2 protein-coding genes are annotated in these 23,127 nt (G+C 74.0%); both read right to left on the reverse strand.

Going from position 1 to position 23,127, the window contains the following annotated elements:
• Window positions 1–5: 5 nt before the first annotated feature.
• Complete coding sequence (locus LCE31_RS02135; RefSeq protein ID WP_225012205.1) at window positions 6–18,497, reverse strand: type I polyketide synthase; 18,492 nt, start codon at window positions 18,495–18,497, stop codon at window positions 6–8.
• A partial coding sequence (locus tag LCE31_RS02140; protein ID WP_374118377.1) for a type I polyketide synthase occupies window positions 18,494–23,127 on the reverse strand: 4,634 nt, incomplete at its 5' end. The genes LCE31_RS02140 and LCE31_RS02135, both read right to left, overlap by 4 nt.

Raw genomic sequence — 23,127 nt, forward strand, 5'->3', positions numbered from 1 at the left:
GCCGGTCACTGGCTGGGGCCGCCCAGTTCTCGATTGATGAAGTCGAACAGTTCGTTGTCGTCGGCGTTCGCGATGAGCCGGCTCTCCTCGGAGTGGCCGCCTTGGCCGGCGAGCGCGGCGGCCATCTTCTGGACTCGCCGCAGCACCTGGTTCTTGGCCGCCTCGTCGATGCCGTCGTCCGCCGTCACCGCCGAGAGCACCTCCTCCAGCCGGTCGAGTTCGGCCAGCGCGGACTCGGCCTGGTCGGCGTCCGCGCCGAACATCGCCGTCCGCAGATGGTCGCGGAGCGCCAGTACGGTCGGGTGGTCATAGGTGAGCGTCGCCGGCAGTGTCAGCCCGGTCGCCGCGGCGAGCCGGTTGCGCAGCTCGACGGCGGCGAGGGAGTCGAATCCCAGTTCAGCGAAGGCCTTGGTCGGCGGCAGGGCGTCGGCCGAGCTGTGTCCGAGCGCCTCGGCCACCTGCGCCCGCACCAACTCCAGCAGCGCGGCGTCACGTTCCTCGCCGTCCAGAGCGTCGAGCCGTGCCCAGGACCGCGACCCGCCGTTCGACTCGGCGGGCCGGTCCTCCTCGGCGGCCACCGGGAACGCCGCCCGGTACTCGGGCAGGTCGCTGATGACCGTGCATTTGACGGTGCCCGCGGTCGCCTTGATGAATCGGGTCCAGTCGACGTGCGTCAGGGCGATGTAGGTCTCGTCGTGGTCCAGTGCTCGCCGCAGTCCGGCCAGCGACTGGTCGGGAGCCATCGGGTGCAGGCCCCTGCGGCCCGCCCGGTCGGTCGCGCCGGTGTCGTCGGCCATGCCTCCGCCGGCCAGCAGGCCCCAGCCGATGGCCGTGGCCGGCAGACCGCGGACCCGCCGGTGGTGGGCCAGGGCGTTGAGGAAGGCGTTGCCTGCCGCGTAGTGCGACTGGCCGGGCGAGCCGACGAGGCCCGCGGCCGAGGAGAACAGCACGAAGGCCGAGAGGTCCAGGTCCGAGGTCAGCTCGTGGAGGTTCCACGCTCCGTCGACCTTGGGCCGCAGCACGTTGTCGAGCCTGTCGAGAGTCAGCTCGGTGATGACGCCGTCGTTGGCCACCCCCGCGCTGTGGAACACGGCCGTCAGCGGCAGGTCGTCGGGAAGATCCGCGAGCAGGGCCTTCACCTCGCCCCGGTCGGCGACGTCGCAGGCGGCGATGGTCACCGAGCACCCCAGGGCGGTGAGTTCGGCTTCGAGCTCGACGGCGCCCGGCGCTTCCCGGCCCCGCCGGGATGTGAGCACGAGGTGCCGCGCGCCCTGCTCGGCCAGCCAGCGCGCGGTGCGGGCGCCCAGGCCGGTGAGGCCGCCGGTGACCAATACGCTGCCCGCCGGTCGCCAGTTCCGGCGCGGCGGCTCGTCCGGGTCGGCGCGTACCAGCCGGCCGCCCAGGACGGTGCCGTCCCGCAGCGCCGCCTGCTCGCCGGTGCCGCCGTCACCCAGCAGGCGGATCAGCCCGGCCGCCGAGGCGTCGTCGGGGGTGGCAGGCAGGTCGACCAGACCGCCCCAGCGGTCGGGGCGCTCCAGTGCGAGGGTCCGTCCGAAGCCCCACAGCAGGGCTTGGTCGGGGTGGTCGAGTCCGTCGCCGGGAACGACGTTCACCGCCCCCTGGGTGAGACACCACAGGGGCGCGCCGATCTCGCGGTCCTCCAGCGCCTGGACCAGGCTCACCGTGGCGGCCAGACCGACCGGCACGCCCGGGTGTCCCGGGACGCGGGACCGCTCCATTGCCAGCAGCGAGACCACCCCGGCGAGCGGCGGCTCGCCGAGCCGGGCCGCCAGCGCGGCCCGGTCCAACTGGTGCTCGCCGACCTCCAGGCGGCGGACCTCGGCCCCCGCGGCGGTCATCGCCGCTTCGATCGGCGCGGCCCAGGCGTCGTCGCGGTGGCCTGCGGGTACCACCAGCAGCCAGGTGCCGGTGAGGGTGGACTCGGGCCGGGTCGGCACGGGCCGCCAGCTCAACCGGTACCGCCAGCTGTCCACCACCGTCTTCGCACGGCGGCCGAGGCGCCACCGGGTCAGTGCGGGCAGTACGGCGCCGAGGCCGTCGCGTTCCTCGGTGCCCAGTTCGGCGCTCAGCGCGTCGAGGTCGCCCTGTTCCACCCAACCCCAGAAGCGGCTGTCCACGGCGTCAGGGCCGGCTGCGGCCGGTGGCTGCGGCGTGTCGGGGGTGTCCGGCCAGTAGCGCGTGCGCTGGAACGCGTACGTCGGCAGCGGGATCTGTCCCGCGCCTGCCGTGGGGAACAGGGCCGGCCAGTCGACCTCGACTCCGGCGGTGAACAGGGTGCTCAGTCCGGCGAGCACGGATTCGGTCTCCGGGCGGCCCCGCCGGAGGCCGGGCACGGCGACGGCATCCCCATCCGTCACGCAGGCGCGGATGAGGCCGGTCAGGGTCGCGTCCGGCCCCAGCTCCAGGAAGCGGGTCACCCCGCCGGCCCGGAGTTCGAAGACCGTGTCGGCGAACCGGACCGCGTTCCTGACGTGCTGGACCCAGTACTCGGGGGTGGCCACGTCGCCGCTGGTCATCGGTATCCGCGGTGGCCGGAACTCCAGGCCGCCGAGCGCGGCCCGGAATTCCGCGAGCATGGGGTCCATGAGCGGCGAGTGGAACGCGTGGCTGACGGCCAGCCGCTTCGTGCGGTATCCGGCGTCGCTGAGGCGTTGTCCGACCTCACCGACGGCGAGGTCGGTGCCGGAGACGACCACCGACTCCGGGGTGTTGACCGCGGCGATCGATATCCCGGCGCCCTGTTCGGCCACCAGCGGCGCCACCACGTCCTCACCGGCGTTGACGGACATCATGATCCCGCCCGGTGCGAGTCCCTGCATGAGCCGGGCCCGCGCGGTGACCAGCGCGCAGGCATCGGTCAGCGAGAGCACGCCCGACACGTGCGCGGCGGTGATCTCACCGACGGAGTGGCCGGTGACGACGTCGGGCCGTACGCCCCACGACTCGAACAGCCGGAAGAGGGCCACTTCGACGGCGAACAGCGCGGGCTGGGCGAACTCGGTGGTGTGCAGGCGGGCCTCGTCCTCGTCGAAGACCATGTCCCGCAGCAACGGGTCCAGCTCGGCGCACACCTCGTCGAACGCCGCCGCGAAGACCGGGAAATCGCGGTGGAGTTCGCGGCCCGTCCCACCGCGTTGCGACCCCTGGCCGGTGAAGACGACGGCCAGGCCGCCGCTGCCGGCCACACCGGTGGCCTCCACGCCGGGAGCGGCGGTGCCGTCGGCGAACGCCGCGAGTCGCTCGCACAGTTGCTCGCGGTCGGCGGCGAGCGCCACCGCCCTGTGATCGTGTGTCGCGCGGTCGGTCACCAGCGACCGCGCGATGTCGGCCAGTGTCAGTTCGGGCCGTTCGGTCAGGTGGGCGTGGAGGCGCGCCGCCTGCGCGCGCAGGGCCGCCGGTCCCCGGGCCGACAACACCACCGGCTGCACCCGCGTGTTCGCGGCGCCCTCCTCCGGGGCCGGCGCCGCCGTCAACAGGGTTTCCTCGGGCGGTTGTTCCAGGATGATGTGCGCGTTGGTGCCGCTGAGGCTGAACGCGGACACGCCCGCCCGCCGCGGATGGCCCTGTTCGGGCCAGTCACGGGCCCGGTCCAGCAGTGCCACTCCGCCGCGGGTCCAGTCGACCTCGGGGGACGGGGTCTCGGCGTGGAGCGTCCTGGGCAGCAGGCCGTGCCGCATCGCCATGATCATCTTGATGGTTCCCGCGGCGCCGGCGGCGGCCTGCGCATGCCCGATGTTCGATTTGATCGAACCCAGCCACAGCGGGGTGCCGGTCTCGCGTGCGCGTCCGTAGGTGGCCAGCAGGGCCTGCGCCTCGATGGGATCGCCGAGCCGGGTTCCGGTGCCGTGGCCCTCCACGGCGTCGACCTCGCCCGCCGGCAGGCCCGCGTTGGCCAGCGCGGCGCGGATGACCCGTTGCTGCGACGGGCCGCTGGGCGCGGTGAGGCCGTTCGAGGCGCCGTCCTGGTTGACCGCAGAGCCGGCCAGGACCGCCAGGACGCGATGGTGGTTGCGGCGGGCCTCGGAGAGTCGCTCCAGCACGAGCAGGCCCACGCCCTCGGCCCATCCGGTGCCGTCGGCTCCGGCCCCGAAGGCCCGGCACCTGCCGTCCGGGGACAGGCCCCGCTGCCGCGCCATCTCGACGAACATGCTGGGGGTGGCCATCGTGGCGACTCCGCCGGCCAGCGCGAGCGAGCACTCGCCGGAGCGCAGCGCCTGGGCCGCGAGGTGCATGGCAACGAGCGAGGAAGAACACGCCGTGTCGATGGAGATCGACGGCCCCTCGAATCCGAACGCGTAGGACAGCCGCCCGGAGATGATGCTGGCCGCGTTGCCGGTCAGCACGCGGCCGTCGTAGTCACCGGAGTCGCGGGCCAGCAGTGCGGGGTAGTCGCTCCCGTTCGCGCCGACGAACACGCCGACCGGGCCGCCGCGCAGGACGGTGGGGACGATGCCGGCGTTCTCGAACGACTCCCAGGCCGTCTCCAGCAGCAGCCGCTGCTGCGGGTCGATGGCGATGGCCTCGCGCGGCGAGATGCCGAAGAAGTCGGAGTCGAACTCGGCCAGGTGGTCGAGGAATCCGCCTCCCCGGGAGTACGTCGTGCCGGCCCGGCCGGGAGCCGGGTGGTAGAGGCCGGCCAGATCCCAGCCGCGGTCGGCCGGGAAGCCGGTGATCCCCTCGCGGCCCTCGGCCACCAGGCTCCACAGTTCGTCGGGCGAGTTCACCGCGCCCGGGTACCGGCAGGCCATACCGACGATCACGATCGGGTCGTCACCGGTCGAGGCGACAGGCCCTGTGGGGGTGGCGTCGGCGGTGTCGGGGGGGTCGCCGGCCAGTTCGGAGCGGACGAACGCGGCCAGCGCCTCGGGGGTGGGGTGGTCGAACACCAGCGTCGCCGGCAGCCGCAGCCCGGTGGCCGTGTTGAGCCGGTTGCGCAGTTCGACCGCGGTGAGCGAGTCGAACCCGACCTCGTGGAAGGCGCGGGTCATGTCGACCGAGTCGCCGCTCAGGTGGCCGAGTACAGCGGCGACCTGCTCGCGCACCAGTTCGCCGATCGCCTTCGTCTGCTCGGTCACGGAGGAGCCGGCCAACCGCACCGCCTCCGGCCCTGCCACCGGCGATGTCGCCGCGCGCCGGGCCGGACGGCGTACCAGGCCACGCAGCAGGGCGGGCACCGTGCCCGCCGACCGCACGGCGGCCAGGTCGAGGCGAGCGGCCAGCACGTTCGGGCGCGTCATGTCGGCCGCCGCGGCCAGCGACTTCAGGCCCTGGTCGGTGGCCATCGGCAGCATCCCGCCCCGCCCCATGCGAGCCACGTCGGCCTCGCTGAGGTTCTCGGTCATGCCGCTGTCCTCGCCCCACCAGCCCCAGCTGATCGAGACCGCGGAGAGGCCCTGGCGGTGCCGCTCGACGGCCAGCGCGTCGAGGAAGGCGTTGGCGGCGGCGTAGTTGGCCTGGCCCGGCGCTCCGAAGGCCGCGGCGGAGGACGAGAACAGCACGAACGCGGAGAGGTCCAGCTCCCGGGTCTGTTCGTGCAGGTGCCATGCACCGTCGACCTTGGGGGCCAGCACCGCGTCGACCCGGTCTGCGGTCAGGGAGTCGAACACGCCGTCGTCCAGCACTCCTGCGCAGTGCAGCACGGCGGTGAGCGGGAACTCGGGCTCCACCGAGCGCACCAGGGCCGCGACCTGCCCGCCGTCGGCGACATCGCAGGCGACGACGCGTACCGCGGCGCCGAGCTCCGCCAGTTCGGCGGCGAGCCGGACGGTACGGGGCGAGGTGTCGCCCTGCCGGGAGGCCAGCAGCAGGTGGCGCGCGTGGTGGTCGGTGACGAGGTAGCGGGCCACGTGCCCGGCGAGCGCGCCCGAGGCACCGGTGATCAGTACGGTTCCGGCCGACCACGCGGTGGCTTGTGCGGGCTCGGCGGTTTCCAGGCGGGCCAGCCGCGGGGCCCGGAGTACGCCGTCGCGCACCGAGACCTCCGGCTCACCCGATGCCACGGCCGCGTGCAGCGCCGCGCTGGTGGTCGCCTCGGCGCCGCCCTCGACGAGGACGATACGGTCGGGGTTCTCCGACTGCGCCGAGCGCAGCAGGCCCCGCACGGCGGCGCCGGTCAGGCCCTCGGTCGTCACCACCACCAGCCGCGAGGACGCCCAGGCGGGATCGGCCAGCCACGTCTGCACCGAGCGCAGCACACTGTTCACCGCCGCGTGGACGTCGGTGGTGACGGCGAGCCCCTCCCCCGGTACCGACATCGCCACGAGGGCCGGAACCTCGGCTGCCTCGTCGCGGCCTGACATCAGCTCCGCGAGCTGCAGCGGGCCGTCCAGGACGGTGGCCTCGGAGCGGGGCGCGATGGAGTCGACCCGGCCGCACTCGACCCAGCTGATCTCGAACAGCGAGTCGTCGCGGGAGGCGGCTGCGCGGAGCTGGTCGGCGGAGACCGAGCGTGAGGACAGCGCTGCCACACTGAAGACGGGAGCGCCGGTGCCGTCGAAGGCGTCCAGGGCGACCGTGCCGGCGCTCACCGGTCGGATACGGACGCGCAGCGCGGTGGCGCCCGGGGCGAACAGCCGCGCCCCGGCCCAGGAGAACGGCACCAGGCCCTGAGGGATGTCGGAGGTGAGGGCCCGCAGCACGCCGCCGTGCAGCGAGGCGTCCAGCAACGCCGGGTGCACGCCGTAGCGTTCGACGTCGGTCCCGCTCTCGGGCAGCGCCACCTCGGTGTAGAGCTCCGTACCGCGCCGCCAGCAGGCCGTCAGGCCCTGAAACGTCGGCCCGTAGTCGTGGCCCGCCTCGGCGAACAGGTCGTACGCGCCGGCGACGTCGACGGCGTCGGCGCCCCGCGGCGGCCATTCGGTGAGCGGCTCGGGTTGCGGCAGTCCTGCCGCGCCGGACACCGTTGCGGTGGCGTGCCGGGTCCAGGGGGTGTCCGCGTCGCTCTCCGGGCGTGCGGAGAGCGTCATCGTCCGGCGGCCCGCCTCGTCGGGGGCTTCCACCAGGATCTGCAGCGCGACCGCGCCCGCCGGGGCGATCAGCAGGGGAGCCTCGATCGTCAGCTCGTCGAGCACGGTGCAGCCGACCTGTTCTGCGGCCCTCAGCGCCAGGTCCACGAAGGCGGTGCCGGGCAGCAGGGCCTGCTCGAACAGCACGTGCTCCCGCAGCCAGGGCTGGGTCTCCGGTGCCAGCCGGCCGGTCAGCAGCACGGCTTCGCCGCCTGCGACCTCCACCCCGGCCAGCAGCAGCGGATGGTCGAGCGGATCGAGGCCCGCCGCGGCAAGGTCGGCCGGCGGCTCGGGGGCGTCGAGCCAGTACCGCTGGTGCTGGAAGGCGTACGTGGGAAGTGCGGTGTGCCGGGCTCCTGTGCCGTCGAACAGGGCTGGCCAGTCGACCTCCACTCCGGCGGCGAACAGCGCGCCGAGCGCGGTGAGCGCCGTGCCGGCTTCGTCGCGGTCCCGGCGCAGGCTGGGGACCGCGACGATGTCGGACGCGTCGAGGCACTGGCGGATCGCGCCGGTCAACGGCGCGTCGGGGCCGATCTCAAGGAACCGGGTGACGCCGGTGCCGTGGAGTTCTGACACCGTGTCGGCGAACCGCACCGTGTCCCGCACGTGCCGCACCCAGTACTCCGGGTCCGTCACCTCGTCACCGGCCGCCATCGGAATGCGGGGCGGCTGGAACTCCAAGCCCTGCACCAGGGCCCGGAAGGTGTCGAGCATCGGGTCCATGAGCGGCGAGTGGAACGCGTGGCTGACGACGAGTTGTTTCGTGCGGTGTCCATCCTCGGCCAGGCGCCGCACGATCTCGGTGACGGCCGGTTCACGCCCCGAAAGCACCACGGAATCGGGGGTGTTGACCGCCGCGATCGACACCGATTCGGCGTTCTGCGCGACCAGCGGGGCGACCACCTGCTCGCCGGCGGTCACCGAGACCATCACACCGCCCGGGGCGAGCCGCGCCATCAGCCGGCCCCGCTCCGAAACCAGCCGGCAGGCGTCCGGCAGCGACAGCACGCCGGCGACGTGCGCGGCCGCGATCTCGCCCACCGAATGACCGGTGAGGATGTCCGGCCGGACACCCCAGGACTCGAACAGCCTGAAGAGCGCGATCTCGACCGCGAAGAGCGCGGGCTGGGCCACCTCCGTGGCGTCGAGCCGGCTTCCCGCGTCGCCCAGGACGGCGTCCCGGACCGCGGGATCGAGCTGCTCGCACGCCTGGTCGAACGCGGCGGCGAAGGCCGGGAACCGCTGGTGCAGTCGAGCGCCCATGCCGGGGTGCTGCGCGCCCTGACCGGTGAACACCATCGCCAGCGGGCCCCGCCGGGCCACCCCGGTGACGGCCCCGGCTCCCTCGCCCTCGTGCGCGTACCGGCCCAATCGCTCCAGGGCCTGCGCGCGGTCGGAGGCGAGCAGGACCGCCCGGTGGTCGTGGCCGGCCCGGTCGGCGACCAGGGAGTGGGCCACGTCCGCCAACGCCACATCGGGCCGGTCGCGCAGGTGGGAGGCCAGTCGCTCGGCCTGCCCCCGCAGGGCCGCGGGCCCGCGGGCCGTCAGCACGAGCGGCCACACCTGCCCCGTCGCCGGGGGAGGCGGGTCGGCAGCCGGGGCCGGAGTGGTGAACTCGGCCGGGGGCTGCTCCAAGATGACGTGTGCGTTGGTCCCGCTGACACCGAAGGAGGACACGCCCACCCTGCGGGGCCGGCCCCGGTCCGGCCACTCCCGGGCCCGGTCGAGCAGCGCGACCGCGCCCGACTCCCAGTCGACCTGTGGCGAAGGGGTCTCCGCGAACAGGGTCTTGGGCATGATCCCGTGCCGCATCGCCATGATCATCTTGATCGTGCCTGCGATGCCCGCCGCCGCCTGCGTGTGGCCGATGTTCGACTTGACCGACCCGAGCCACAGCGGCGCGTCCTCGGTGTGCTCGCTGCCGTAGGTGGCCAGCAGCGCCTGGGCCTCGATCGGATCGCCCAGCCGGGTCCCCGTACCGTGTCCCTCGACGACGTCCACGTCGGCGGCGGACAGCCCGGCACCGGCCAGGGCCTGGCGGATCACCCGTTGCTGGGAGGGGCCGTTGGGGGCGGTCAGCCCGTTCGACGCGCCGTCCTGGTTCAGCGCCGAGCCGGCCAGCAGTGCCAGTACCTGGTGCCCGTTGCGCCGCGCGTCGGACAGCCGCTCAAGCACCACCAGGCCCGCGCCTTCCGACCAGCCGGTGCCGTCCGCGTCCGCGCCGTACGCCCGGCACCGGCCGTCCGCGGCGTTCGCGCGCAGCCGGCTGTACTCCACGTACAGGTCGGGCGTCGCCATCACCGTCACACCGCCGGCCAGCGCGAGCGAGCACTCCCCCGACCGCAGTGTCTGCGCCGCCAGGTGCATGCTGACCAGCGAGGACGAGCACGCCGTGTCCACCGTCACGGCGGGGCCCTCGAAGCCGAACTCGTAGGCGACCCGGCCGGACGCGATGCTGCCCGCACTGCCGTTGCCCAGATAGCCTTCGAGCTCCTCGGGCTTGGTGTGCAGCCGCGAGCCGTAGTCGTGGTACATCACGCCGACGAACACGCCGGTCGGGGCGCCACGCAGCGAGGTGGGATCGATGCCCGCGTTCTCCAGGGACTCCCAGGCCGTTTCCAGCAGCAGCCGCTGCTGCGGGTCGATCGTGATCGCCTCGCGCGGCGAGATGCCGAAGAACTCGGGGTCGAACTGGTCGGCGTCGTACAGGAAGCCGCCCTCGCGGGTGTAAGTGGTCCCGGGGTGGTCGGGGTCCGGGTGGTAGAGCTCGGCCAGGTTCCAGCCGCGGTCGGTCGGGAACGCGCCGATCACGTCCCGCCCCTCGGCGACGACGTCCCACAGCTCGTCGGGCGAGCTCACCCCGCCCGGGAAGCGGCAGGCCATGCCCACGATCGCGATCGGGTCGTCTGCGGTCCCGGGCGCGGTCGCGCTGACGGCGGGCCGGGCCGGGGCGGGCGCCTCGCCGGCGATCTCGCCGCGCACGAACTCGATCAGGGCCGCGGGGGTGGGGTAGTCGAAGATCACCGTGGCCGGCAGCCGCAGCCCGGTGGCCGTGTTGAGCCGGTTGCGCAGCTCCACCGCGGTCAGTGAGTCGAATCCCAGAGCGGTGAAGGGCTGCCGGTCGTCGACGGCGTTGGCCGAGGCGTGCCCGAGTACGGCCGCGGCATGGGTGCGTACCAGATCGGCGACGGCCTGGTCGCGCTCGGCCGGTTCCAGTGCCGCCAGGCCCTCGCGAGCTCCGGCCCCGCCGGCCAGGTGCGGTGCGACGGCCCGTCGTGCCGGACGGCGCACCAGCCCGCGCAGCAGTCCCGGGACCATGGCCGCGGTGGACAGGCCGGCGAGGTCGAACGGGGCGGCGACGACCCGGCCCTGCCGGCGGGCGGCCTCGTCGAACAGGGCGAGACCGAAGTCGTTGTCCACCGGGCGGATGCCGGTACGGGCCATCCGGGCCCGGTCCTGGGTTCCGAGGTGGCTGCCCATCCCGCTGGCCTCGGCCCACCACCCCCAGGCGATCGACACCGCGGGCAGGCCGAGCCTCCGCCGGTGCTCGGCCAGCTCGTCGCAGAACGCGTTGGCTGCCGCGTAGTTCGCCTGGCCGGCGGCGCCGAACGCCGACGCGGCCGAGGAGAACAGCACGAACGCGGAGAGCTCGGCGTCCCGGGTGGCCTCGTGCAGGTGCCAGGCACCGTCCACCTTGGGCCGCAGCACCGCGTCGACCCGGTCGGGGGTCAGTGAACCCACGGTCCCGTCGTCGAGCACACCCGCGCAGTGCACCACGGCGCTGAGCGGGAACTCCGCCGGCACCGAGCCGACGAGGTCCATGACGTCGTCGCGAACGGCGAGGTCGCACGCGACCGTCCGCACCGAGGCACCCGCCTCGGTCAGCCGCTCGGCCAGCTCGTCGGCACCGGGAGCCGCCGGGCCCCGCCGTGACACCAGCACCAGCCGTCGCACCCCGCACTCGGTCACGAGGTGCTCGGCCACCAGCCCGGCCAGCACGCCGGACGCGCCGGTCAGCAGCACGGTCCCGGTGCCCCACGCCGAAGACCGCTCGTCCGGCGCCGGGCCCGCGGGCTCCGGGAGCGCCTCGCTGGCGGCCCTGTTCAGGCGGGGCGACCACAGCCGTCCGTCGCGAACCGACACCTCCGGCTCGCCCGACGCGATCGCGGCGCGAGCGAGCGCTTCGGTGGAGGCGCGGGTGAGCACTTCGGTGGAAGCGTGAGTGAGCGCTTCGGTGGAGGCGCGGGTGAGTGCCTCCCCCGGTCGCGCCCCGGCCGGCTCGGGATCGGCGGACGCCTGCTCGACGAGAACCACCCGCTCCGGGTTCTCCGACTGTGCGGAGCGCACCAGACCGCCGACCGCCGCGCCCACGAGCCCGCTGTCGGTCACCACGACCAGCCGCGACCGCTCCCAGCGGGCATCGGTGAACCAGTCCTGCAAGACCCGCAAGGTGCCGTTCACCGCGGTGTGCACCGAGTCGACCGTCGACTCGGGCGCCCCGCCGCCGGGAACGCGCAGCACCACCAGCCCGGGCAGCGGCGCGCCGCCGTCCACCGCCGAGCCGAGTGCGGGCAGGTCGGGATGGACCCACGCGTCGGCCGGGTGCTCGTCCCGCGCCGGGACGGTCCGCGCGGGACCGAAGGGCGCCACCCAGCCGATCGGCTCTTCGGCGCTGGTCGCAGAACCGGTCTCGGCCGGTCCGCACTGTACCCAGCCGAGCTCGAACAGCGCGTCGCCGTGCGGGGTGCCGACGTCGCGCAGCTGCTCGGCGGAAACCTCCCGGGCGACCAGTGAGTCCACCCTCAGCACCGGGCGACCGGTGGTGTCGAACCCGTCCACCGACCAGGAGGACGGCCCCGTCGGGCGGAACACGAGCCGCAGTGCGGCGGCGCCCGAGGCGAGCAGCCGCACCCCGGACCACAGGAACGGCGCGCGCACGCCGGAGTTGTCCTGGCCGGCCCGCCGTGAGTCGAGCTGTTCCATCGCCAGGCTGTGCTGGCCGGTGTCCATCAGTGCCGGGTGCAGGCCGAAACGCGCCGCGTCGGCCGTGAGTTCCTCGGGCAGCTCCGCCTCGGCGAAGACCTGGTCACCCCTGCGCCAGGCCCTGCGCAGCCCGGTGAAGGCGGAGCCGTAGTGGTAGCCGAGCGCGCCGAGCCGCTCGTACGATCCGGCGACGTCCAGTTCGGTCGCCCCGGCCGGCGGCCAGGTCGTGTCCGCTGGCCATGGCGCCGGCTCCGCGCCGTCGCCGGGCGCCGCGCTCCCCCGCGCGTGCCGCGTCCACGACGCGCCCACGGCCTCGACGGGTTCCGCCGGCTGGGAGTAGACCTCGACGGTGCGGCGGCCGTCGCCGTCGAGCGCCCCGACGAGCACTTGGACCAGTACGTCGTGCCGGTCCGGCAGGATCAGCGGCGCCTCGATGGCCAGCTCCTCCAGCCGGCCGAGGCCCGCCTCGTCGGCCGCGCGGATGGCCAGTTCGAGGAACGCCGTACCGGGCAGCAGCGGCCGGTCGAAGAGCGCGTGGTCGAGGAGCCACGGGTGGGCGTGCGGAGAGAGCCGGCTGGTGAACAGGAAGCCCGCGTCGCCCGCGAGGGTCGCTTTCGCCCCGAGCAGAGGGTGGTCGACCTGTTCGAGGCCGCTGGCGGACAGGTCGCCGGGCGCGGACGCGAGCGCGGTCGGCCAGTAGCGCTGCCGCTGGAAGGCGTAGGTCGGCAGGTCGGCCCGCCGCGCCCCGGTGCCCGCGAAGGCCGCGGACCAGTCCACGGTGAGCCCGGCCCGCCACGCGGCGGCCAGCGAGCGCAGGAACATGTCGGGGTCGCTCTCGCCGCGGCGGAGGGTCGCCAGCACGGTCGTCTCGACGCCGCGCTCCTCGGCGGTCTCCTCGATCGCGGGAGCCAGCAGCGGGTGCGGGGACACCTCAAGCAGTACGCGGTACCCGTCGGCGAGCAGCGCGGCGGCGGTGTCGTGGAACCGTACGGGCTGCACGAGGTTGGTGAACCAGTACCGGCCGTCGAGCTCGTCGCCCTCCGCCCGGCGGGCGAGCGTCGTGGAGTAGTACGGCACCGAGGCGGTGGCCGGGCGGATGCCGGCCAGCAGTGCGAGGAGTTCGTCCTCGACCACCGCCATGTGCGGAGAGTGCGTCGGGTAATCCATGGGGATGGGGCGCGCGCGGACACCGGCGGCCTCGTATTCGGCCCGCAGCGCGGCGACCCGGTCGAGCGGACCGGTCACGACGACCGATCGCGGCCCGTTGACCGCGCTGACGTGCACGCCGGTCAGCGGTGCGACCTGCTCGCGCACCTGCTCGACGGGCAGCCCGACCCAGAGGGTGGCGTAGCCGGTCAGCCGGCCGGACACGCGTGCCCGCGCGGTCAGCACCCGGGCCGCGTCGGCGAGGGTGAGGATGCCGGCGATGTGCGCGGCCGCGACCTCTCCCACCGAGTGCGCGATGATCGCGGAGGGCACCACCCCTCGGGAGATCCACAACCGGGCGAGCGAGACCATGACCGCGAACAGCATCGGCTGGACCTGCTCGGCGTGGTCGAGGCCGTCCGCACCGTCCGCGCCGGCCGCGCCGGCCGCGCCGGCCAGGAGATCGCGCAGGGTGCGGCCGTGCCAGTCCACGTACGGGGCGAGCGCTGCCTCGCACTCCGCCATGGACGCGGCGAAGACCGGCGAGGAGTCCCACAGCCCCAGCGCCATCCCGGCGTACTGCCCGCCCTGCCCCGGGAACACGAACACCGGATCGGTGTTGCCGGAGCCGACGGGTCCGGTGACCGGGGCGGTGCCGGCCACCACGTCGTCCAGGCCGGACAGGAGTTCGGTGAGGCCAGTGCCGAGCACCACGGCCCGGTGATCCAGCGAGGAGCGGGTGCGGGCCAGCGAGAAGGCGACGTCGGCCAGCTCCGCCGGGTCGGCGGCCCCGAGCGTCAGGAGGTGCTCGCGCAAGCGCTCCGCCTGACCGCGCAGGGCGGCTTCACCCCGGCCGCTGAGCAGCAGCGGCAGCAGTCGCGGCGCGTCGGGCCGGTCCGCCGGTCCGGCCTCGGGTGCGGTGTCCGGGGCCTGTTCCACGATGACGTGGGCGTTGGTCCCGCTCGCCCCGAACGACGACACCGCTGCCCGGCGGGGACGCCCGGTCGCCGGCCACGGCCGGGCGTCCCCGAGCAGCCGGACCGTTCCGCTCTCCCAGTCGACGTGCTCCGAGGGCCGGTCCACGTGCAGGGTCTTCGGCAGCAGGCCGTGCCGGATCGCCATGATCATCTTGATGACGCTGCCGACCCCGGCCGCTGCCTGGGAGTGGCCGATGTTGGACTTGAGCGAGCCCAGCCAGAGGGGCTCGCTCTCCTCCCGGTGCCGGCCGTACACGGCCTGGAGCGCCTTGATCTCGATCGGGTCGCCGAGCACGGTGCCGGTGCCGTGCCCGTCCACCGCGTCCACCTCGCCGGGGCGCACGCCGGAGTTGGCCAGTGCCTGTCGCACGACCCGTTGCTGGGCAAGGCCGTTGGGCGCGGTGAGGCCGTTGGAGGCACCGTCCTGGTTGATCGCGGAGCCGCGCAGCACGGCCAGTACGGGGTGGCCGTTGCGGCGGGCGCCGGAGAGCCGCTCCAGCACCAGCAGGCCGGCGCCCTCGGCGAAACCGGTCCCGTCGGCGCCCGCGCCGAACGCCTTGCACCGTCCATCGGCGGACAGCCCCTGCTTGTCGAACTCCTGCAGGTCGACCGGGGTCGCCATGACGGTGGCCCCGCCGGCCAGGGCCAGCGCGCACTCCCCCGAGCGCAGTGCCTGCGCGGCCAGGTGCATCGCGACCAGTGAGGACGAGCAGGCCGTGTCGACCGTCAGCGCCGGCCCCTCCAGGCCGAACTGGTAGGAAACGCGCCCGGCGAGCACCGAGGCGGAGGTCCCGGTGAGCAGGTAGCCGTCGGCCAGTTCGGCGCTGCCGCGGAGCAGGTCCGCGTAGTCCTGGTCGCTGGTGCCGGCGAACACACCGGTCTGGCTGCCCCGCACCGACTTCGGGTCGATCCCGGCCCGTTCCAGTGCTTCCCAGGTCAGTTCCAGCAGCAGCCGCTGCTGCGGGTCCATCGAGGCCGCCTCGCGCGGCGAGATCCCGAAGAACGGCGCGTCGAACTGTGCCACGTCGTCGAGGAAGCCGCCGCCGCGTACGTGGGTGGCGCCCTGGCGCGTCGTATCCGGGTGCAGCAGGGTGTCGAGGTCCCAGCCCCGGTCGGTCGGCAGCCCCGACACCGCGTCGCGGCCGCCGTCCACCAGCTCCCACAGCTGCTCCGGCGAGCCGACCCCGCCCGGGTAGCGGCAGGCCATGCCGACCACGACGACCGGGTCGTCGGCGAACGCGGCCGGCGGGGCGGTCGTGCCGGGTTCCTCGTCGGCCGCGCCGGTCACGAGTCCGACCAGGTACGACGCGAGGGCCGCGGGGGTGGGGTAGTCGAAGGCGACGGTGCCTGCCAGCCCGAGATCGAGTGCCGCGTTCAGCCGGTCCCGCAGCTCCACCGCGGCGAGCGAGCTGAAGCCCAGGTCCTGGAAGGTGCTTTCGAGGTCGACCTCGGCGGGCGAGTCGAGGCCCAGCACCAGGGCGACGGAGGTCCGTATCAGATCGTTCACGACACGACGCTGGTCCACGACGGCCAGCACGTCCGTGACCCGGGCTTCGCTACTCGGCTCGGTGCCGGGCTCGGGGGTGGCCGCCGAGGGCGGGTCCGAGGGGGCCGGGGTGGTGGAGCCGTCGCGCGGCAGCCAGTGCCGATGCCGCTGGAAGGCGTACGTGGGCAGGTCGACCCGCCGGCTTCCGTCGGGGAACAGCGCCGGCCAGCTCACGTCGCCGCCGCCGGTGAAGAGGCGGCCGACCGCGTCGAGCAGGGCGACGGCCTCGGGCCGGTCGCGGCGGGCGGCGGCCACCGCCGTCACCCGCCCCTCGGCGGGCAGGCACTCCCTGACCATGGCCGAGAGCACCGCGTCCGGTCCGAGCTCCAGGAAGCGGGTGACGCCCCGCTCGTGCAGGGTGGCCACCCCGTCGGCGAAGCGCACCTGTTCGCGTGCCTGCCGGACCCAATACTCGGGGTCGCCGAACGTGGCCGCGTCGGCCAGGGCACCGGTGAGGGTGGACACCACCGGGAGGTCGGGCGCGCCGAAGGTGAGTCCGGCGACGACGGCCCGGAAGTCCTCCAGCATGGGGTCCATCAGCGGCGAGTGGAACGCGTGGCTGGTGGTGAGCCTGCGGGTCCGGTACCCGGCCGCGGCCAGCTGGGCCAAGACCTCCGCCACCGGTTCCGCCGCACCGGACACCACAACCGAGCCGGGGCTGTTCACCGCGGCGACGGACACCCCGTCCACGGCCGCGACCAGCGGGGCCACCACGTCCGGTGCGGCGTTCACCGCGACCATGGCGCCGCCGTCGGGCAGCGCCTGCATCAACCGGCCGCGCGCCACGACCATGCGCCCCGCGTCGGCGAGGGACAGCACGCCGGCCACGTGCGCGGCGCTGATCTCGCCGACCGAGTGACCGGCAACGAACTCGGGCCTGACGCCCCACGACTGGACGAGCCGGAACAGTGCGACCTCGAAGGCGAACAGCGCCGGCTGGGCGAACTCGGTGCGGTCCAGCGGTGGACCGCCCTGCCACATCAGCTCGCGCAGCGAGCGGCCCAGCGCTTCGTCGACCACCGCGCAGACCTCGTCCAGCGCCGCGTCGAACACCGGGTACCGCGCCGCCAGTTCCCGCCCCATCGCGGCGCGCTGGGCACCCTGGCCGGTGAAGACGGCCGCCAGACGGCCTTCCCTCGCCCGGTCGACGTGCACCGCGGGACTCTCTGCGCCCGTGCCCAGTGCGGACAGGCCGGCCAGCAGGGCCGCCCTGTCCTCGGCGACGACCACGGCGCGGTCGGCGAGCACGGCACGGGTGGTGGCCAGGCTCCGTCCGAGGTCGGCAGGCTCCAGCTCCGGGTGGCGCTCGACGAAGGAGCGCAGCCGCTCGGCCTGGCCGCGCAGTCCGGCGGCGCCCCGGCCGGTCACCACGAACGGCCAGGGACCGGTGGTGGCCCGCCCCGTCGGCGCGGACGCGGCCTCGGCCGGTCCATCGGGGGCCTGCTCCAGGATGACGTGCGCGTTGGTCCCGCTGATCCCGAACGACGACACCGCGACACGACGGGGACGCCCCCGGTCGGGCCACTGCCGGTGGTCGCTGAGCAGCCGTACCGTTCCCGCCGACCAGTCCACGTGGGAGGTCGGCCGCTGGGCGTGCAGCGTCCTGGGCAACTCCCCGTGGCGCATGGCCATGACCATCTTGATCACACCGCCGACGCCGGCCGCCGCCTGCGGGTGTCCGATGTTCGACTTCAGCGATCCGATCCACAACGGTGTGTCCGCCGTACGCTCCCGGCCGTAGGTGTCGAGCAGGGCCCGGGCCTCGATCGGGTCGCCCAGCCTGGTGCCGGTGCCGTGCGCCTCGACCGCGTCGATGTCGGCCGAGGACACACCGGCGTTGGCCAGCGCGGCTCGGATCACCTGGCGCTGGGCCGCGCCGTTGGGCGCGGTGAGGCCGTTGGAGGCGCCGTCCTGGTTGAGGGCGGAGCCCCGCACGACGGCCAGTACCTGGTGGCCGTTGCGCTGCGCGTCGGACAGTCGCTCGACCACGAGCACGCCGACGCCTTCCGCCCAGCCCATGCCGTCGGCCTCGTCGCCGAAGGCCTTGCACCGGCCGTCCGGGGCGATCCCGCGCTGCCGGGCGAACTCGATCAGCGAAGCCGGGCCCGACATGATCGTCGCCCCGCCGACGAGGGCGAGCGAGCACTCCTGCGAGCGCAGCGCCTGGGCGGCCAGGTGCAGTGCGACGAGGGAGGAGGAGCACGCCGTGTCGACGGTGACCGCGGGTCCCTGCAGACCGAACGCGTAGGACAGCCGTCCGGAGACGACGCTGGCGATGTTGCCGGTCAGCACGTAGCCCTCGTAGGCCGACGGCACGGTGCGCAGCGAGATGTGGTCCTGGTAGCTGACGCCGACGTACACGCCGGTCTGGCTTCCCCGCACCGCGTCGGCGCTGATCCCGGCTCGTTCCAGGGCTTCCCAGGAGGTCTCAAGGAGCAGCCGTTGATGCGGGTCCATCACGGTCGCCTCCCGCGGGGGGATGGCGAAGAACTCGTGGTCGAACTGGTCCGGCGAGCGCAGGAAACCGCCGCCCCTGGAGTACGTCCGGCCCACCTTGCGGGGGTCGGGGTCGTAGAGCTCGTCCAGGTTCCAGCCGCGGTCGGTCGGGAGGCCGGACACCGCGTCCGTGCCGTCGGCCACGAGCTGCCACAGGGCTTCGGGGCTGTCGGCGTCGCCCGGGTAGCGGCAGGCCATGCCGACGATGGCGATCGGCTCCCGGCTGCGCGCCTCGACGTCGTCGAGCCGCTGCCGGATGCGCTCGTTCTCCTTGAGTGCGTTGCGCAGCGCGTCAACGAGTTCGTTCATGGACGGGGTGGTCATGAGGTCGGCCCCTCCGCTCGGTCGGACGCGTCGGCTCGGCCGTTTGCGGCGCGTATGAGATCAGCCATGTCCATCGAGTCGATCGCGGTCGTGGACCCGGCGCTGTCGGCCGGCTCGCCGCCGCCGGGTGCGGTCTCGGCCAGCCGGAGCAGGGCGTCCACCAGGCCGGCCTGCCTCAGCGAGGCGATCGGAATGCGGTCGATGATCTTCTTCAGTCCGGCGTCGTCGACGCCCTCGCCGCTCTCGCTCCCGTGGGTCTCGGTGTCCTCGCCGAACAGTTCGGCGTACACCAGCTCCGCGACCGCGGCGGGCGTCGGGTAGTCGAAGATCAGCGTGGCGGGCAGCTGCAGGCCGGTCGCCATGCCGAGCCGGTTTCGCAGCCGCAGGGCGGTGAGCGAGTCGAAACCGGTCTCCTGGAAACTGCGCCCCGACTCGACCGAGCCGGCGTCGGTGTGTCCGAGCACGGCCGCCACCGTGGTCCGGACGAGGTCGGTGATCGCATACGTCCGCTCGGTGGCGGGCAGGCCGGCGAGCCGCTCCCGCACACCGGTGCCCGCCGCTTCGTCCGCCGGTCCTTCGGGGTCGTCCGCCCTCGTTTCGAGCAGCTCGGCCAGGAGCGGCATCGATCGGGTGCCGACGAGTTCGGTGGCGAACGAGGACCACTCGACGTCCGCCACGACCGCTGCCGTCTCGTCGCGGTCGATCACCTGGCCCATGGCCTCGATGGCGCCGCCGGGGTCCATCGCGCGCAGGCCGCGGGCCGCCAGCTGGTGCCGCACGTCGTCGCGGTCGGCGATCCCCGGGCCCTGCCACAGTCCCCAGGCGATGGAGGTCCCGGTCAGGCCGAGGGCCCTGCGGTGTGCGGCCAGTGCGTCCAACGAGCTGTTCGCGGCGGCGTAGTTGGCCTGGCCGGCCGGGCCGACCGTACCGACGAACGACGAGAACAGGACGAAGTCGAGGAGGTCGTGGTCTCTCGTCAGCTCGTGCAGGTGCCACGCGCCGGCCACCTTCGGGCGGAACACCCGCTCGAAGCGTTCCGGGGTGAGCCGGTCGATGACGCCGTCGTCGAGCACGCCCGCGGTGTGCACGACCGTGGTCAGCGGATGTTCGGCCGGCCAGTCGGCCAGCAGGGCGGCGAGCTGCGCCCGGTCGGCCACGTCGCAGGCGACCACCGACACCACGGCGCCCTGCTCGGTGAGTTCGGCGGCCAGTTCGCCCGCGCCGGGGGGGGCGGGGCCGCCCCGGCCGGCCAGCACCAGGTGTCGCGCGCCGCGCCGGACGAGCCAGCGCGCCGCCTCCGCCCCCAGCGTGCCGGTGCCGCCGGTGATCAGCACGGTGCGCGGGAGGGGTTGGTTCGTGCGGGGCGCGGGGGCGGTGACCCGGGTCAGGCGGCGGCGGAACACCGCGCCGCCTCGTACCGCCAGTTCGCTCTCGCCGTCCGAGAGGGCGCCGGCCAGCGCCGCGAGGTCCGCTTGGCCGACGTCGCGCGGCAGGTCCACGACGCCGCCCCACGACGCGGGTTGCTCCAGGCCCGCATGCCGGGCGAACCCCCACAGCGCGGCCTGCCGTGGCTGGGTGACGGTGTCTCCGGGCCGGACGGCGACCGCGTCCTGGGTCACGCACCAGACCGGGGTCGACAGGCCGAGCCCACTGACCGCCCGCACCAGCGCGAGCGTGCCGCTCAGGCCGACCGGCACTGATTCGGTGTCAGTGTCCGTATCGGTGTCGGTGTCGGTGTCGGTGTTGAAGGCTGTGTCCGTCGCCAGCAACGACAGGATGTTCCCGGCCGGTTCGCCGTCCAGCGCCGCGACGAGCTGGTGACCGAGCGCCTCGGCATCGGTCGCTCGGGGGACGTCGACCCGGCCGACCCGGGCCCCTCGGGCGCTCAGCGCCTCGATGACCTGGTCGAGCCATGTCGGCTCCGTCGTGTCCGCCGGGACCAGGACCAGCCAACGGCCGGTGAGCGGTCGGCCGGGTCCCGGGGCGGGGCGCCAGGTGACGCGGTACTGCCAGCCGGCCAGCGTCGCCTGCTGCCGGCTGCGCTCACGCCACGACGACAGGGCCGGGAGCACGGTGCTCAGCGAGGACCGGCCGGCGTCGTCGGAGAGGGCGAGCGCCGTGGTCAGTCCGTCCAGGTCGCCCTGGTCGACCATCGTCCAGAACGGGCTGTCGGCCTCGGTGCCGCGAGACGGGCGGCCGGGCCGCGTCTCGATCCAGTAGTGGGTGTGCTGGAAGGCGTAGGTGGGCAGCTGTACCGGCCCCCGGCCCGAGGGGAACAGGTTGGACCACCGCACGTCGACGCCACCCGCGAACGCCTCGGCGGCGTTGCGCAGGAATTCCCGCGCGCCGCCGTGGCCGCGGCGGAGCGTTCCGACCGTCGTGACCGGCGTTTCCCTGGCGTCGGCGAGCTCCTGTACCGAATGGACGAGTACCGGGTGCGCGCCCACTTCGTGGAACGATCGGTGTCCGTCGCTGAGCAGCTGGTCGACCGCCTCCGCGAATCGCACCATCTCACGCAGGTTCCGGTACCAGTAGTCGGCGTCGAGTTCGCGCCCGTCGAGCAGCGAGCCGGTCACCGTCGAGTAGAACGGAACCGTGCCGGGCGAGCACTCGACCACGCCCAGTGTGTCGGCCAACTCGGCCCGGATGACCTCTACTTCAGCCGAGTGCGACCCGTAGTTGATGGGTACGCGCCGGACCCTTGCCCCCTCCGACTCCCAGACCGACAAGAGCTGGTCGAGCTCGGCGGTGGCCCCGGAGACGACTGTGGACATCGGTCCGTTCACCGCGGCGATGCCGAGCGCGCGAGTGCCGGCGAGGCGTTCGCGCACCTCGTCCGCCGATCGGTTCACCCAGCCCATGCCGCCGTGCGCCGCCAGACGCCGGAGCACCCGGGATCGCAGAGACACTACGCGCGCGCCTTCGGCGAGCGTCAGCGCTCCCGCCGCCACGGCAGCGGCGAACTCGCCCTGGGAGTGCCCGACGACGGCCGAGGGCCGGACTCCGAGTGATGCCCACAGCCGGGACAACGAGACCCCGATTGCGAACAGCGCGGGCTGGACGACGTCGTCCCGGTCGAGGCTCGGCGCACCGGGTGCCCCTTCGAGTACGTCAAGCAGCGAGAATCCGTCCCAGTCGACCCATGGCGCAAGCGCCTCGTCGCAGGTCCGCATCAGCTCCGCGAACGTCGAACTGCTCTTCCACAGCTCGATGCCCATTCCGAGCCACTGGCCCCCCTGCCCGGGGAAGACGAAGACCGGGCCGTCGTGGACGGCTTCACCGGCTCCCGCCACCACCAGGGCCGAGTTCTCCGACTGGCCCGCCGCGATCGCGTCAAGGCCGGCCAGCAGCTCGGGGCGGCTCTCCGCGATCACCACGGCGCGGTGGGAGTGCGGGGTCCGGCCGTTGGTCAGTGCCGCGCCAAATCCGGCCAGGTCGGAGTCGGGTGCGTCGGCGAGCGCGGTCCGCAACCGGGTTGCCTGGGCCGCCAATGCCGCGGGTCCCCGGCCTGACACCGGGAAGGCGAAGGCTCCGAGCCGCGTCACGGCGTCCGCCTGCCCGGCCGTCGGCTGCTCCGGCGCCTGCTCCAGGATGACGTGCGCGTTCGTGCCGCTGATGCCGAACGAGGAGACCCCGGCACGGCGGGGCCGGCCGGCCTTCGGCCAGTCGTGGTTCTGGTCGAGCAGGGCGACGGCTCCCTGCGACCAGTCGATGAACGGGGAGGGCTGCTCGGCGTGCAACGTCCGCGGCAGGACGCCGTGACGCATCGCCATGACCATCTTGATGACGCCGCCGACCCCGGCGGCAGCCTGGGTGTGCCCGATGTTCGACTTCAACGAACCCAGCCACAGGGGAGTTTCGCGGTCCTGGCCGTAGGTGGCCAGCAGTGCCTGGGCCTCGATCGGGTCGCCGAGCTTCGTGCCGGTGCCGTGCCCCTCGACCACATCGACGCCCGACGGGGACAGACCGGCCGAGGCCAGCGCCTGGCGGATCACCCGCTGCTGCGAGGGACCGTTCGGCGCGGTCAGGCCGTTCGAGGCGCCGTCGGAGTTCACCGAGGAGCCCTTGAGTACCGCGAGTACCTGGTGGCCTTGCTTGCGGGCGTCCGACAGCCGCTCGAGCACCACGAGGCCGACGCCCTCGGCCCACCCGGTGCCGTCCGCACCGGCGCCGAACGCGCGGCACCGGCCGTCCGGGGACAGGGCTCGCTGGTGACCCAGGTCGACGAACGTCATCGGGGTGGACATCACCGTGACCCCGCCGGCCAGCGCGAGCGAGCACTCGCCGGACCGCAGTGCCTGTGCGGCCAGGTGGAGTGCCACCAGTGACGACGAGCACGCCGTGTCGACCGAGACGGCGGGTCCCTCCAGGCCGAATTGGTACGCCACCCGGCCGGAGAGCACGCTGCCCGCACTCCCGGTCAGAACGGCTCCGCTGAGCTGGTCGGGAACCAGATCCACCGCGGGCGCGTAGTCGTGGTACATGACACCGGAGAACACACCGGTGCGGCTGCCGCGCAGTGAGTCGGCGTCGATGCCCGCGCGCTCGAAGGCCTCCCAGGCCACCTCCAGCAACAACCGCTGCTGCGGGTCCATCGCCGTCGCCTCACGCGGCGAGATCCCGAAGAACC

Origin of the sequence: Streptomyces sp. 8L (assembly GCF_020176795.1) — a bacterium.
GTDB lineage: Bacteria > Actinomycetota > Actinomycetes > Streptomycetales > Streptomycetaceae > Streptomyces.

Bases quoted from the DNA above. Each gene is read 5' to 3' on its own strand.
- LCE31_RS02135 (WP_225012205.1), bottom strand. From the start codon at position 18,497: ATGACCACCCCGTCCATGAACGAACTCGTTGACGCGCTGCGCAACGCA.